13 protein-coding genes are annotated in these 13,256 nt (G+C 62.9%); 4 read left to right on the top strand and 9 right to left on the bottom strand.

Annotation, left to right across the window (positions count from 1 at the left end; translation table 11 throughout):
• Positions 1-4 precede the first annotated feature (4 nt).
• The 3 genes from P0D73_RS18890 to P0D73_RS18880 are packed head-to-tail and all read right to left on the bottom strand — an operon-like array spanning position 5 to position 3,083.
• Complete coding sequence (locus P0D73_RS18890) at positions 5-721, bottom strand: histidine phosphatase family protein (protein WP_408432478.1); 717 nt, start codon at positions 719-721, stop codon at positions 5-7.
• Between the two features lie 11 nt (positions 722-732).
• Positions 733-1,521 (bottom strand): oxepin-CoA hydrolase, alternative type, encoded by a 789-nt coding sequence (locus P0D73_RS18885; RefSeq protein WP_408432476.1) that lies wholly within the window; start codon positions 1,519-1,521, stop codon positions 733-735.
• On the bottom strand, positions 1,518-3,083 hold the full coding sequence (locus P0D73_RS18880; RefSeq protein WP_408432474.1) for a 3-hydroxyacyl-CoA dehydrogenase: 1,566 nt from the start codon (positions 3,081-3,083) through the stop codon (positions 1,518-1,520). Before P0D73_RS18880 ends, P0D73_RS18885 begins: the two co-directional genes overlap by 4 nt.
• Before the next feature lie 126 nt (positions 3,084-3,209).
• Between P0D73_RS18880 and P0D73_RS18875 the strand changes: the two genes are divergently transcribed.
• Positions 3,210-3,857 (top strand): glutathione S-transferase family protein, encoded by a 648-nt coding sequence (locus P0D73_RS18875; protein WP_132375233.1) that lies wholly within the window; start codon positions 3,210-3,212, stop codon positions 3,855-3,857.
• Positions 3,858-3,963: 106 nt separating this feature from the next.
• Here the strand turns inward: P0D73_RS18875 and P0D73_RS18870 are convergent, their stop codons facing one another.
• Positions 3,964-5,136 (bottom strand): pyridoxal phosphate-dependent aminotransferase, encoded by a 1,173-nt coding sequence (locus P0D73_RS18870; protein ID WP_132375232.1) that lies wholly within the window; start codon positions 5,134-5,136, stop codon positions 3,964-3,966.
• Between the two features lie 142 nt (positions 5,137-5,278).
• A complete protein-coding gene (locus P0D73_RS18865; RefSeq protein WP_408292979.1) occupies positions 5,279-5,776 on the bottom strand; it encodes a putative toxin-antitoxin system toxin component, PIN family in 498 nt (165 codons plus the stop codon).
• 57 nt (positions 5,777-5,833) lie between these two features.
• Here P0D73_RS18865 and yaaA point away from each other — a divergent pair, with 57 nt between their 5' ends.
• The gene (yaaA, locus tag P0D73_RS18860; RefSeq protein WP_408315273.1) at positions 5,834-6,616 is read left to right on the top strand and encodes a peroxide stress protein YaaA; all 783 of its coding nucleotides are present in this window, start codon (positions 5,834-5,836) and stop codon (positions 6,614-6,616) included.
• A gap of 35 nt (positions 6,617-6,651) precedes the next feature.
• Positions 6,652-7,806 (top strand): M14 family metallopeptidase, encoded by a 1,155-nt coding sequence (locus tag P0D73_RS18855; RefSeq protein WP_132375229.1) that lies wholly within the window; start codon positions 6,652-6,654, stop codon positions 7,804-7,806.
• Positions 7,807-7,919: 113 nt separating this feature from the next.
• Here P0D73_RS18855 and P0D73_RS18850 read toward each other — a convergent pair whose 3' ends face one another.
• The 4 genes from P0D73_RS18850 to P0D73_RS18835 all read right to left on the bottom strand — a co-directional run bounded on the left by P0D73_RS18850 (position 7,920) and on the right by P0D73_RS18835 (position 11,858).
• Positions 7,920-8,576: a BspC domain-containing protein gene (locus P0D73_RS18850; protein WP_408432472.1), complete on the bottom strand. Its 657-nt coding sequence runs from the start codon at positions 8,574-8,576 to the stop codon at positions 7,920-7,922.
• A gap of 166 nt (positions 8,577-8,742) precedes the next feature.
• Positions 8,743-9,417 (bottom strand): energy-coupling factor ABC transporter permease, encoded by a 675-nt coding sequence (locus P0D73_RS18845; protein ID WP_132375227.1) that lies wholly within the window; start codon positions 9,415-9,417, stop codon positions 8,743-8,745.
• Positions 9,418-9,529: 112 nt separating this feature from the next.
• Positions 9,530-10,408: a response regulator transcription factor gene (locus tag P0D73_RS18840; RefSeq protein WP_408178065.1), complete on the bottom strand. Its 879-nt coding sequence runs from the start codon at positions 10,406-10,408 to the stop codon at positions 9,530-9,532.
• A gap of 235 nt (positions 10,409-10,643) precedes the next feature.
• Complete coding sequence (locus P0D73_RS18835; RefSeq protein WP_132375225.1) at positions 10,644-11,858, bottom strand: DUF2863 family protein; 1,215 nt, start codon at positions 11,856-11,858, stop codon at positions 10,644-10,646.
• A gap of 271 nt (positions 11,859-12,129) precedes the next feature.
• Here P0D73_RS18835 and P0D73_RS18830 point away from each other — a divergent pair, with 271 nt between their 5' ends.
• On the top strand, positions 12,130-13,245 hold the full coding sequence (locus P0D73_RS18830) for an AI-2E family transporter (protein ID WP_408295603.1): 1,116 nt from the start codon (positions 12,130-12,132) through the stop codon (positions 13,243-13,245).
• Positions 13,246-13,256 lie beyond the last annotated feature (11 nt).

Genomic DNA, 13,256 nt, shown 5'->3' with positions numbered 1-13,256 from the left:
GGGTTCAGCTACGCTTGTATTGAATGAATTGTGCGTAGAGCATTTCCATCGTGGTGTTGCGGACGTCGCGATGCAGCGGCGACGGCGGTGAATAGTTGATCGTGCGCAGCACCCAGTCGCGCGGGGCAGCGCCGACGTCGAGCGCGTTGATGCAGCCGGTGGCTTGCGCCAGATGGCCGAAGAACGTGCGGCCGCCGGCGGTGATCGCATGCGACAGGATTGCCCGATTCACACCACCGTGCAGCACGAGCAGCACGGTGTCCCACGACGTGTCTTCTCGCAACGCCGCGACCGCGGGCAAGACGCGATCGAACAGGGCGCCGATGGTCTCGCCGTCGAGAAAGCGCGTGCTGTCCGGCACGATGCCATCGAACACGCCGAGAAACGCGGCCTCGATATCCTGCGGCGGAATATTGCCGAGCTTGCCGCCGCGAATCTCTTCCCAGGCAGGCTCGATTTCGAGTTCGATCTGCTGGCCGGTCTCGGCCAACACGCGCCGCGCGGTTTCGATGGTGCGCGGCAAGCCACTGACGATCACCCGGTCGAAGCGGACCTGCTGTTCGGCGAACACGCGGCCCGCCGCGCTGGCCTGTTCGCGGCCGTTGGCGTTCAGGGGCACGGTTTCGGGATCGATCGCGCGGCCGGAGTCGTCGAAGTAGGTGACGTCGCCGTGACGCATCAGAAAGATGCGGCGGCGCTTGGGCAGCTGGTAGTCAGGCATCGTCCCTTCGCTCACTTGTAGACCGGCGCGCGTTTTTCGAGGAACGCGGAAATGCCTTCCAGCCCTTCACGGTGATGCAGCGAAGCCACAAAGCTGTCGCGCTCCGCCACGAGATGATCGGCGAGCGGCTGCGTGCCGGCTGCGCTGATCAACCCCTTGATGCGCGCGACCGAGTTAGGCGAAATCTTGCCGATCTCGTCGGCCCAGGCAATCGCGGAATCGCGCACGGCACCGGTCTTGACCAGTTTGTTGACGACGCCGAGTTCATGCAGACGCGTGGCGCCGATTGGTTTGCCTTCGATCAGCACTTCGGTGGCCAATTGACGCGGCAGGGCTTGAGCGAGAAACCACGAACCGCCGCCGTCGGGCGTCAGGCCGACACGTGCATACGACATGACGAACTTGGCATCGTCCGCGGCGACGATCAGGTCGCACGCGAGCGCGAGCGAGAATCCCGCGCCGGCTGCGGCGCCATCGACGGCGGCGATCACCGGCTTCGACGATAGACGCAGCGCCGAGATCCATTCGCCGAGCAGATCGATGCTTTCGGCTTGGACGGACGGATCTTTCGCACGGTTTTCCAGCAGGCGGTTCAGATTGCCGCCCGCGCAAAAGAAGTTGTCGGCGCCGGTAATTACGACGGCGCGAATCGACGGATCGCGCTCCACTGAGTCGAGCGCCTCGATGCCGGCGGCGTACATGTCCGGATGCAGCGCGTTGCGTGCGCCGGGGTTCGAAAGCGTGAGGACCAGCGTCGATTCGCTTTCGGTGGGGCGCGAGGTCAGCAGTTCGGCGCTCATTGTTGCGTCTCCAGGGTCTGCGTTTCGGTATCGGCCGCGTCGCGCTGAGTGAGCGACAGGCCAAGCTGGGCGCGTCGCGCAAGCCAGGGCGACGGACGATAGCGCGGATCGCCGAGCACACTGAACATGTTGCGCAAGATCGCGAGAATGGTCGTCGAGCCTAGCGCGTCGCCGAGGGCAAGCGGGCCGCGCGGGTAGCCGAGGCCGAGCGTGACGGCAAGGTCGATATCGTCCGGCGTGGCGATCTGTTTTTGCGCGATGTCGCAGCCGATATTGACGATGGTCGCCACCACCCGTTGCGCGACGAAGCCGGTCGAGTCGCGGATCACGGTGACGGGCACGCCGTCGGCGGCAAAGAGCGCGTGCGCCGTGTCACGCGCGGCGCGCGTGGTGGCGGGTGTGGACATCAACGTGCGGCGTTGCGCGCCGACGAGCGGGAAGAGCGCATCGATGGCGACGACGCGGCTGGCGTCGAGTGCTTCGTCGACAGCGGCCGTGGTCGCATCGTGGCCGAACGGTGTGACGACGATCAGCGAATTCGCTGCGGGCGTAGCGCCGTCGTCGAGTTTCACGCCGGCTTTCTCAATGAGTTGCACGACGGCATCGTGAGCTTGCGGATAACGCTTGCTGACCCACACGCTGGCCGGCAATTCAGTCGGCGCGGGCGCTTCGGCAGGCACTTGCTGCTTGCCCTCTTCGTAGCGATAAAAGCCTTCGCCCGTCTTGCGGCCGATCAATCCGCCCGCGAGCCGCGTGCCGGTGATGGGCGACGGCGTGAAGCGCGGCTCTTCATAGAACTGGTGATAGATCGACTCCATCACCGGATGCGAGACGTCCAGCGCCGTCAGATCGAGCAACTCGAACGGCCCGAGGCGAAAGCCTGCCTGCTCGCGCATGATGCGGTCGATGTCGGCGAAACTGGCCACGCCTTCACCCGCCACGCGCAAGCCTTCGGTATTCATGCCACGGCCCGCGTGATTCACGATGAAGCCGGGCATATCTTTCGCGCGCACCGGCGTGTGACCCATGCGGCGCGCGAGATCCATCAGCGCGTCACCGGCCGCGGGGTCGCTGCGTAGACCGTCGATCACTTCGACCACCTTCATCAACGGCACGGGGTTGAAGAAGTGATAACCGACCACGCGCGACGAGTCACTGCAGCCGGCGGCAATCGCCGTGATGGACAGCGAAGACGTATTGGACGCCAGCACGCAGTTGCCGCTCACGACGGTTTCGAGTTCGCGGAACAGTGCCTGCTTCACGTCGAGTTTCTCGACAATCGCCTCCACGACCAGATCGCAACCGGCCAGCTCGCCGATGCTTTGCGCGCCGCTCACGTTCGCGAGCGCCGCAAGCGAGCGCGCCTGGTCGAGCTTGCCTTTGGCGGTCAATTTGGCGAAAGTCTCGGCAAGGTAGTCGCGCGCGGCGCCGATCGCGGCAGGGTTAGTGTCGTACAGACGCACGGTGAGACCGGCCAGTGCGGCGATCTGGGCGATGCCGCGGCCCATTGCTCCGGTTCCGACAATGCCAATAGTCTCGATGCTGAAATTGCGAGAGGTCATTGTGATGCTCGACTCCATGGTTATTTTAGAATAGTACGATCGTGCAATTTACTGGATGATTGAACGAAGGCCGCTGCTTTGACGTTGACGGGCGGTCGCATACAACTCAAGGGAAGGAGACACCTGATGATCAAGCTGTGCGGTTTCGCGCTCTCTAACTATTACAACAAAGTGAAGTTCGTGCTGCTCGAACACGGCATTCCGTTCGAGGAAGTGTCCGTGAAGCCCAGTCAGGACGAGGCGATGCTCGAGCATTCGCCGCTCGGCAAAGTGCCTTATCTGCAGACTGAAGACGGCGATCTGTGCGAGTCGCAATGCATCGTCGAGTATCTGGCCGCGCGTTTTCCCGACAAGGCGATTTTCTCCGCCGACCCATGGGAAGCGGCCAAGGAGCGCGAACTGATCATGTTCGTCGACGTGCATCTCGAACTGACCGCGCGCAATCTCTACAAGGAAGCGTTCTTCGGCGGCACCGTGACCGACGCGACCAAGGGGCGCGTGGAGAAACTGCTCAAGCACCACATTGCCGGCTTCAAACGGATCGCGAAGTTCGGGCCGTATCTGATGGGCGAACGCTTCAGCGTGGCGGATACGGCCGGGTATGTGAGCTTGCCGCTGGTGGGCATGGCAACGCAGACCATTTACGGCAGCGATTTTCTGGTCGACGCCGGCATTGACTGGAAGAGCTATGTGAAAGCGATCAACCCCAGGCCGGCCGCGCAGCGTGTGACCGAGGACCGCAAGGCGCATATCGCGGCATCGCGCCCTGCTTGACGGGCGTTGCCCCGAAGGAAGCGGACCGGCGCGTGCCGCGCACGCCGGGGCCGCTGCGCGCGATGGCGAGGAACGTAGGTTCGTTCGCAGCATCGCGCGGGACATGCTAGAGGCGCGCCAGCCGCTCGAGCGCGGTGGCGAGTGTGTTTTCCTGCTTGGCGAAGCAGAAGCGCACCACGCCCGACTCATGGGCCTCGTGATAGAACGCCGAGACGGGAATGGCCGCGACGCCGATCTCGCCGGTCAGCCATTGCGCGAATTCGGCTTCGGGCAAGTCGCTGATCGCCGAATAGTCGACGCACTGAAAGTACGTGCCCGTGCACGGCAACAGCTTGAAGCGCGAATTCGCGAGGCCGGCGCGGAAGAAGTCGCGCTTCTTCTGATAAAACGCCGGCAAGTCGAGATACGGAGACGGATCTTTCATGTAGTCGGCGAGGCCGATCTGCATTGGCGTGTTCACCGTGAACACGTTGAACTGGTGCACCTTGCGGAACTCGGCGGTGAGCGCGGCGGGCGCGGCCACGTAGCCGACCTTCCAGCCCGTCACGTGGTAGGTCTTGCCGAAGCTCGATACCACGAAACTGCGTTGCGCCAGTTCCGGATAGCGGGCCACGCTCTCGTGCGGCGCGCCGTCGTAGACCATGTGTTCATACACTTCGTCGGACAGGATCAGCACGTTGGTGCCGCGCACGATCTCTTCGAGCTTGCGCATGTCATCCGCGCGCCAGACCGTGCCGGTCGGATTGTGCGGCGTGTTGATCAGCAGGAGCCGCGTTTTCGGCGTGATCGCGGCGGCCAGCTTGTCGAACGGGATCGCGTAGTCGGGCGCGTCGAGCGTGACGAATACCGGCTTGCCGCCCGCCAGTTCGATGGACGGCAGGTAGCTGTCGTAGGTCGGCTCGACCACGATCACTTCGTCGCCCGGGTGGACCGTGCACAGAATCGCGGTCAGCAATGCTTGCGTCGCGCCCGCTGTCACGGTGATTTCGGTGGTGGCGTTGTAGCGGCGGCCGTACAGGTTCTCGATCTTGTCCGAGATCGCCTGACGCAGCGGCGCGGCGCCGGCCATTGGCGGGTACTGGTTATGGCCGTCGCGCATGGCGTTCGCGACCGCGTCGACGATCCGCGGATCGCAGTTGAAATCGGGAAAGCCCTGACCGAGATTCACCGCGCCTTTTTCGGCGGCGAGCGCGCTCATCACCGTGAAAATCGTCGTGCCGACATCAGGCAGGCGAGACGGAAACGTGGGACTCGTGGGCGTGTCGTGCGGTGCATTCATGGTGCTGTCCGGAGCGTGGGCAAATGGGTTAGGCAAAGGCGTCGTTTGAAACGGGCGAAGCCTGATTGTAGGGAATCGCGGCGTGGTGTGCGCGCCACGGAACTCACGTTAGCCGTCTGGCCAGGGCCATGCGGCTGAAGAGTCATGCTGTTAAAGGCTCGCCGGCGGCGCTCAGGGACATGCCGATGGCGGCGACGAACGGCGCCGGCTGCGCGATCTGAAAGCCGAAGTCACGCGCAATCCGCTTGGCCAGTTTCAGTACCGCGCGATCTTTCGAAACCAGCCAGTCGGCCTGCGCGGCGTGCGCGAGCTCGAGAAACTTCTGGTCGTCGCGGTCTTTGCATTTGGGCAAGGGCTTGGCGTCTTCCGCTTGCGCCTCGGGTTCGACCAGCTGCGCGAGCCGCGCGACGACCGCCAGCGCCGCGGCCTTGTCCACGTTCCGATGCACGAATTGCGGATAGTCGAGCACGTAGGTGAGTTCGGCGAGGCAGCGCGCGTCGATCAGCGCGGCCAGCGCGCCGCTTTCAAGCGCGGCCGCGATCGGCCGCGTGTGCGGGTCGTCGAACACGAGTATGTCGATCCACACATTGGAATCGAGGACGACGCGCAAAGCGTCGGGTGAGGCATGGGAACCGGGCATTCGTTACAATCTGGCTTTCGTCTTTGACCGCCAGGCACGGCGTGCCTGCAAGCCTCTATGATAATCGTTCTGTCGCCGGCGAAATCGCTCGACTACGAAACCCCGCCTCACGTCAAAAAGCACACGATCCCCGATTTTGTCGACGACGCGGCCGAATTGATCGGCGGATTGCGTCGTTTGTCGCCGCAGCAGATCGCCTCCCTGATGGACATTTCGGATCAGCTCGCGCACCTCAATTTTCAGCGTTACGCGCAGTGGTCGCCCAAGTTCGGCACGCACAACGCCAAGCAGGCGGTGCTGGCGTTCAATGGCGACGTGTACGAGGGCTTCAACGCGAAGACGCTCTCGTCGGCGGATCTGGACTATGCGCAGAATCACGTGCGCGTGTTGTCCGGCCTGTACGGTTTGCTGCGTCCACTCGATCTGCTGCAGCCTTACCGGCTCGAAATGGGTACGCGTTTCGCCAACCCGCGCGGCAAGGATCTGTACGCGTTCTGGGGCGAGCGCATCACGCAGGCGTTGAATGCGCAATTGAAGAAGAACGCCGCGGCATCGCGCGTGCTGGTGAACTGCGCATCGGGCGAGTACTTCAAGTCGGTCAAGCCGAAGCTGCTCGAAGCGCCGATCATCACGCCCGTTTTCGAGGACTGGAAGGGCGGCCGCTACAAGATCATCAGCTTTCATGCAAAGCGCGCGCGCGGCTTGATGGCGCGCTATGCCGTGGAAAACCGCCTCGACAGGCCTGAGCAACTGAAGGACTTCGACGCCGACGGCTATGCGTTCGACGCTGATGCCTCGAACGATTCCACTTACGTATTCCGCCGCCGCGTCGCTGAATAAGCGTTGCGCCGCGCATAGAAGCAGGGAAGAACATCATGACGTTATCGATTACAAGCAACTTCGACGCGGGTGCGATCGAAGTGCTGTCCTGCGAAGACGCGGGCAATATCCGCTTGCGCGTGCGGCCGGACAGCCATGCCGAGTTCGCGCAGTGGTTTTATTTCGGTTTGTCGGGCGCGGCGGGCGAGCGCTGCGTGATGACCTTCGAGAATGCGGCCGCGTGTGCCTTCGCCGAAGGCTGGCGCGACTATCAGGCGGTGGCGAGCTATGACCGCGTGAACTGGTTTCGCGTGCCCACGTCCTACGACGGCCGTGTGCTGACGATCGATCACACGCCGGATTTCGACCGTATTTACTACGCGTACTTCGAGCCGTACAGCGAGGAGCGTCATTCGGAGTTTCTCGGGGCGGTGCAGCAGATGCCGCAGGCCACGCTCACCGAATTGGGCACGACCGTCGAAGGCCGGCCCATGTCGCTGCTCACGCTCGGCACGCCGCAAAGCGGCGACACGCCCAAGAAGAAAATCTGGCTGATCGCGCGCCAGCATCCCGGCGAGACGATGGCCGAATGGTTTATCGAAGGTCTCGTGAAGCGGCTCGCGGGTTGGGGCGATTGGGCGGGCGACCCGGTCGCGCGCAAGCTCTACGATCACGCCGTCTTCTACATCGTGCCGAACATGAATCCGGACGGCAGCGTGCACGGCAATCTGCGCACCAATGCGGCCGGAGCGAATCTGAATCGCGAGTGGATGGAGCCGGATGCCACGCGCAGTCCTGAGGTGCTGGTGGTGCGCGACGCGATTCATGCCACCGGTTGCGATCTGTTCTTCGATATTCACGGCGACGAGGCGCTGCCTTACGTGTTCGTGGCCGGCTCCGAAATGCTGCCGGGCTTTACCGAACGGCAAGGGCAGGAGCAGAAAGCGTTCATTGAAGCGTTCAAGCAGGCGAGCCCTGATTTTCAGGACAAGTACGGCTACGCCGCGAGCAAGTATCGCGAGGACGCACTGAAGCTGGCGTCGAAGTACATCGGCAACGAATTCGGTTGTCTGTCGCTCACCCTGGAGATGCCATTCAAGGACAACGCCAATCTTCCCGACGAACGGGTGGGTTGGAACGGCGAGCGTAGCGCGTCGCTCGGCGCTGCGATGCTGCAGGCGATCTTGCGGCACGTGGAAACATTTGCCTGAACATCGCCGCGCATAAAAAACAAGGCACACACTTCACGGTGTGTGCCTTGTTTTCATTGGGGCGCTTGTTTTGACCTGTGGCACCGGCGGCCCGATGCCGCAAGCGTGACCCGTTATTGAGTCTTTTTCTTCGCCGGTGTCTTCTTCGCGGTTGCTTTGTTCGAACTCGTTCGCGACGATTTGCCCGAACTCGGTTTGGAAGACTTCGTGGTCGCCTTCTTCGTCGTTTTGCCGCTCGCCGAGTGCTTGCCTTTGGCGCTTTTATGCTTGCCTGACGACGCTTGCGACCCCGATGGTTCAGCGCTGCGTGCACGGGTCGGCGGCACCGGATCGTTCCAGCTGAACGCCAGCATCTGCGCGCCGACATAGCCGCAGCGGAACTTCAGATCGGCAGGATCGCCGCCGCCACTCTGGCGGATGCCGAGCCCTTCGACGGTGACGATGTTATCTACCTTGACGCGCTGCTTGCCCTCGTCGAACGAATCGTTCCATGGCGTGACCGACGCGTGCGCGCTGTCGAACGAACTAGGTGGAAATTCGACATGGTCGAAGGCGGTCGACGTGCTGGCGACAAAGTTGCCATGAGCCGCGCAGTCCGCAACCAGCGGGTCCGCGTGCATATCATTGACAAATTTGTTGACGAGATCGTTGTGCTGCTCGAGTTGATCGGCGAATGCGGGAGCAGAGCATATGAGCGAGAGACTCGCCGCACATGTTGCCAACCGGCCGACCAACCGCAGCAATCGGCGCGGTACGTTGGTGCGATCCATCTAGTTCGTTAGACGCTAATGAGATGAGGCACGTAAGATGCCCGGCGAGAGGGTGGAGTTCAATCCTGACACAAATATTTTGTCCTGTTGATGGCGTGTCCGCTGGCGGCTCGATGTTGTCGAGTCGCCAATTGCCGCAAGTACGCGTTCGGTGCCCGCGCAAGTGTCAGGTGCGCGGTCCGCCTAGCCGGTATCGCCGCACATCATAAGTGGTGACCCACGCAGGGCGGTAGACCGCGATCAATGCCGTCGACATGCCAGTGAACCAGGATTCCCCGATGGCAAGTAGAAACACGCTGAACGCGTAGCCCGCAGGCACCACGGTCATCGAACCGTCGGCGAGGGCGATATGAATGCCGAGGGCGGCGGCGGCCGTGAGCGACACGGCGATGGCAGGCGAGACAAAACCCTGGCCGAGGATGAACATGAAGAGATTGCGTGGCAGCCACGCGATGCTGATGCGCTGGAGCAAAGTGGAAATGCCGACCGGCAGTGCACCGTAGACGAGGAAAGTTAGCGCGATGCCCTGCCACGGGGCATCGAAGATGACGGCGGCAAGACCGGTGACCACCGCCATGGCGATCAGCGCCAACGCCCAGTCGAACAACGTGACGACTAGCGTGGCGCCGAGCAGATGCATGACGGTGCCGTCGTCGAGCCATGCATTACTTGCCCACAGCACCGACACTGCGACGATGATCGCAAGCCAGACATGCTGCAGTGTGCCGTCCTGAAGTCGTTTGAAAGGATTTTTCCACAGCGCGAGCGCGACCACTATCGCAGTGGCGATCCAGCCACCGACAGCGACCCAGAACGGAAGCGGTGTGTAGAGGAAACCCATGAGTCTCATATTACTCGTTGGACGAGAAAAGGTGTGAGCGGATTCCATGCCAGCACGCGCAAACGCTGCCGGAAAGTGCTCGCCCGGATTCTGTTGCGCGCGCCGGCTGCGCTCATGCAGGACCTTGTGCGAGCGGGTCCGGTGCCGCTCCGGCGGGCGCCGCGTCGCCATATGGCGCGCCTTGTTCGGCCGCCATGGGCAACAAGGCGGCCGTGTCGTTAGCCGGCAACGGATATTGGAAGCGGCGCCGCGCGCGGCGCCGCAACGGCACCACGCCGGGTTGCCCCATGATCGGGCGCAGCAGGCCATCGCCGCCATTGCGCAGCACTTGCAAATGGTTCGACAGCCAGCCGTTGTAGAGCGCGACCGCGGCGGCGCGATTCGGCGCACCGAGCTGCTGGAATATGCTGGTCAGATGGATCTTGACGGTGCCTTCGCTGATGCCGAGCGTGCGCGCGATCATCTTGTTGGTGCTGCCCATGTGGACACAGCGCATGATCTGCTGCTGACGGGGCGACAGTACGTTGGCCAGTCTGGTGCGGCGCGGCGGTGGGCTCTTCTCGTCGAACGGCCGGATCGCGGTGTCGGGCGGCAGCGGAGGATCGAGCGCCAGCGCGCCGGGCGGCACGTAGTGACCGCCCAGCAGCACCATTTCAAACGCGCGCACGATCAGACAAGGATCGGTGTCGCGCGGCACGACGCCGAGCACGCCTTCGTCCATCAGTTCTCGCACGGCGACCGGCGAGATCTGATCGGTGAGCACGGCAATGCGCAGATCGGGGTAATGGCTGAGCAGATGGCGAATGTCGGAGATCGACATCCAGTCCTGCCAATCGATCAGGAGCAGGTCGGGCCGTTGACGTTTGAGCGTGCGTTCGACCTGACGCCAGTCTTGTGCCTCGTTGAAACGCGCCAGCCGGTCGATCTGCCGCAGCAGCGCTTTGAGCCCATCACGTCGTTCCGCGTCTGAGTTGAGTATCGAGAATCGCATGCATGTCTCCAGATGAGTCGGGCGAAGTGGCGCGATGCGCGCGCACGGCACGTGAGGAGCCGGATGCGTTCGCGATGCGTCGCCGTTCCTATGATGACAAATTCCCTTCAACTTGGCGGCCTGTCCAAAAGGCATAAGAGGAATGACGTAAAAATGAACCGGCAAAAAAAAAGCCCCGCGCGTGGCGGGGCTTCTTTATGTCGACTTCGACGCGCGAGCGCGCCGGCGAGGATGGTCAATGGAAGTGCGGCTGCGCGGGTTCCGCGTCCTCCGGCATTTCGGCGTGGACGATTTCGCCGAGCGGATCGGCATACAGCGGCACGCCGCAGTCGTCGCAGTATTCCGGCTCGAAGCGGCCGGCGTGGCGGCGCACTTCGGTCACGCCGGTCTCCTTGAGCAATGCGACGATTTCTTCGAGCGGATCGTCCGAGGCGGGGGTTTCCTGCGGTTCCTCGTCGATGCCGGGTTCGCCGTTCTCACGGCCGTACAGCGGCCACACGACGCCGTAGATCACGTCGTTGCTGCCGCGGCGCGTGAAGCCGACGCGGTATTCGTCGATGCGGCGTTCGCCGAAGCCCGCGACAACCGCGCGCAACTCCTGCGGCGCCGCGCCGATCGTGTCGAACAGATAGCGCACGGCGGTGCGCACCGTGTGAGGGCGCACGCGTTCGTCGGCGTCGCGGCAGGCCGAGTAATAGGCATCCGGCAGCAGGCACTCGAATTCGCAGCCCGGCAGCACCAGCGACAAGTTGGCGCCGCCTTGCGTGGCCCATTGCTCGAGGCATTGCCCGCGCTCGATCCGGCTGCCGTGTTCTTCTTCCTGCCAGCGGAACGTCGGCTCGCCGACCGGCGCCGCGACCACGGCCAGCAGGAAGCGCGGGTCGGCCAGAATCGGCGAAGTCTCCGGCAACTCGCCGAAATTCAGCTTGACGTTGCCACCGGCCATGGCCGCCTGGGTGAGTTGCTGGGCAATGCGCCAGGTTTCGACGTGATGACGCGGCAGTTGATCGATGCTGTATAGGAACGGCGCCATGGCGACCCGCGTGTTGGCCGCGAGCACGTGTGCCTGCAGGTGCGCGCGCAGGGCGTCGGCGGCGTCGGTCTTGAGCGGACCGGACGGAATCATGTAGCGCGTCCAGGCGAGTACGGGTGCGGCGATCAGCAGCGCCTCGTACGGCACGCCTTCGTGTTCGACGATGAAAGACTCGCTATGGGTTTCCGCCATATCGGCGAGCGCGCCGTAGGCATCGGGATGATTTTGCTGCAGATGATCGAGCGCGGCGTCCAGCGTAGTCTGGTTGGCGTTGCGGACGATCTTGGCCAGCAGCGCATCGAGTTTCGCTTCCCAGAAGCGGTCCTCGGTGCGGCTGCCCGACGCGAAAAGCGCGAGCGAGAGACCGACAAGCTTGTCGGCATCGGGGGGGAGACGTTTGGCGATTCGCGAGCGCATAAATCCGGAAATTGGGGTGCACAGAACCTTATATTCTAGTCTTTTCTATGCCGCCATATTGTTTGGCCGGCAATGCCGGATGAATTAGGACGTTTCTACACGAAAAATCAGCGCTGTTTAGCGTGCCTGTGGAGTCGTTGCGGGGCGACCTGGCTCGGTGATATAAGACGCCCCCAGGCGCATGACTCGCTTCTATACTGACCCTTTCAGCGGGCGCCCGACAAGCTTATGTCCGCTCGTCACTGGGGTTTGGCGCAACAGGAGATTCATTGTGAAATCGGACCAACTGATCGAACGCCTTGCCGCAGTGTTCGCGCTGATTATTCTGGTGGGCGGCTCGCTGCTGGTGCTGGCGCCTTTCACGACCGCGCTGCTGTGGGGCGCCATTCTCAGCTATAGCTCGTGGGGCTTGTACCGGCGGCTGACCGCGGCCATGGGCGGCCGACGCAAAGGGGCCGCCACCTTGATCGTGTTGATCATTCTGATTGTGGTGCTCGGACCGTTCGTCTATGCGGGCTTCGCCTTTGGGGCGCACGTGCACGAAATCGTCGCACTGGTTCAACGGCTCTTTGAGGCCGGCTTGCCGGATTTGCCACCGTGGGTTGCCCGGATTCCGCTGGTGGGTTCCAGCATCGATGCATTCTGGGAGCGTCTCACAAGCAGCAATTCGGAACTGATCGCGCAATTGCGTACGCTCGCGGCGCCGGCCGGCAAGTGGATTCTGGCGGCTGCGATTGCTGTTACGCATGGTCTCGGGTTGCTGGCCTTAAGCATCGTGCTCGCTTTCTTCTTTTATACGGGGGGCGAGGGCGCAGCGGCCTGGCTGAATGCGGGCATGCGGCGTATTGCCGGCGAGCGCGCCGATTATCTGCTGGCGCTGGCTGGCAGCACGGTGAAGGGCGTGGTCTACGGGATTCTCGGCACGGCGCTCGTGCAAGGGATTCTGGCTGGGTTCGGATGTTGGATCGCCGGCGTGCCGGCGCCGGCGCTGCTCGGGCTGGCGACATTCTTTCTGTCGGTGATACCGGGCGGCCCGGTTGTCGTGTGGTTGCCCGCTGCAATCTGGCTGTACCACGGCGGCGCGACAGGATGGGCGATCTTTCTGGTCGTGTGGGGCGTGCTGGTCGTCGGCATGTCAGACAACGTCATCAAGCCGATCCTGATCGGCAAGAATAGCGACATGCCTCTGATCCTGGTGATGCTGGGTATCCTGGGTGGCGCATTTGCTTTCGGCTTCCTCGGTGTTTTCATCGGCCCGACTTTGCTGGCGGTCGCCTATACCGTGCTCCATGACTGGACGATCGGTGCGCCGGCTGCGCGCGGCTTGGCACTCGATGCGAAAGCGCCCGTCGTCGACGAGCCGGGGCCGGTAAAAAAGCTGCCTTGAATAAATTCCAG

The sequence above is a fragment of the Paraburkholderia sp. RL18-101-BIB-B genome, from assembly GCF_046026985.1.
GTDB lineage: Bacteria > Pseudomonadota > Gammaproteobacteria > Burkholderiales > Burkholderiaceae > Paraburkholderia.
Note: the sequence above shows the minus strand (reverse complement) of the source record. Positions and strands in the feature narration are given on the sequence as shown.

Coding starts and splice junctions, on each gene's coding strand:
- P0D73_RS18890 (WP_408432478.1), bottom strand. CDS start 721: ATGCCTGACTACCAGCTGCCCAAGCGCCGCCGCATCTTTCTGATGCGT.
- P0D73_RS18885 (WP_408432476.1), bottom strand. CDS start 1,521: ATGAGCGCCGAACTGCTGACCTCGCGCCCCACCGAAAGCGAATCGACG.
- P0D73_RS18880 (WP_408432474.1), bottom strand. CDS start 3,083: ATGACCTCTCGCAATTTCAGCATCGAGACTATTGGCATTGTCGGAACC.
- P0D73_RS18875 (WP_132375233.1), top strand. CDS start 3,210: ATGATCAAGCTGTGCGGTTTCGCGCTCTCTAACTATTACAACAAAGTG.
- P0D73_RS18870 (WP_132375232.1), bottom strand. CDS start 5,136: ATGAATGCACCGCACGACACGCCCACGAGTCCCACGTTTCCGTCTCGC.
- P0D73_RS18865 (WP_408292979.1), bottom strand. CDS start 5,776: ATGCCCGGTTCCCATGCCTCACCCGACGCTTTGCGCGTCGTCCTCGAT.
- yaaA (WP_408315273.1), top strand. CDS start 5,834: ATGATAATCGTTCTGTCGCCGGCGAAATCGCTCGACTACGAAACCCCG.
- P0D73_RS18855 (WP_132375229.1), top strand. CDS start 6,652: ATGACGTTATCGATTACAAGCAACTTCGACGCGGGTGCGATCGAAGTG.
- P0D73_RS18850 (WP_408432472.1), bottom strand. CDS start 8,576: ATGGATCGCACCAACGTACCGCGCCGATTGCTGCGGTTGGTCGGCCGG.
- P0D73_RS18845 (WP_132375227.1), bottom strand. CDS start 9,417: ATGGGTTTCCTCTACACACCGCTTCCGTTCTGGGTCGCTGTCGGTGGC.
- P0D73_RS18840 (WP_408178065.1), bottom strand. CDS start 10,408: ATGCGATTCTCGATACTCAACTCAGACGCGGAACGACGTGATGGGCTC.
- P0D73_RS18835 (WP_132375225.1), bottom strand. CDS start 11,858: ATGCGCTCGCGAATCGCCAAACGTCTCCCCCCCGATGCCGACAAGCTT.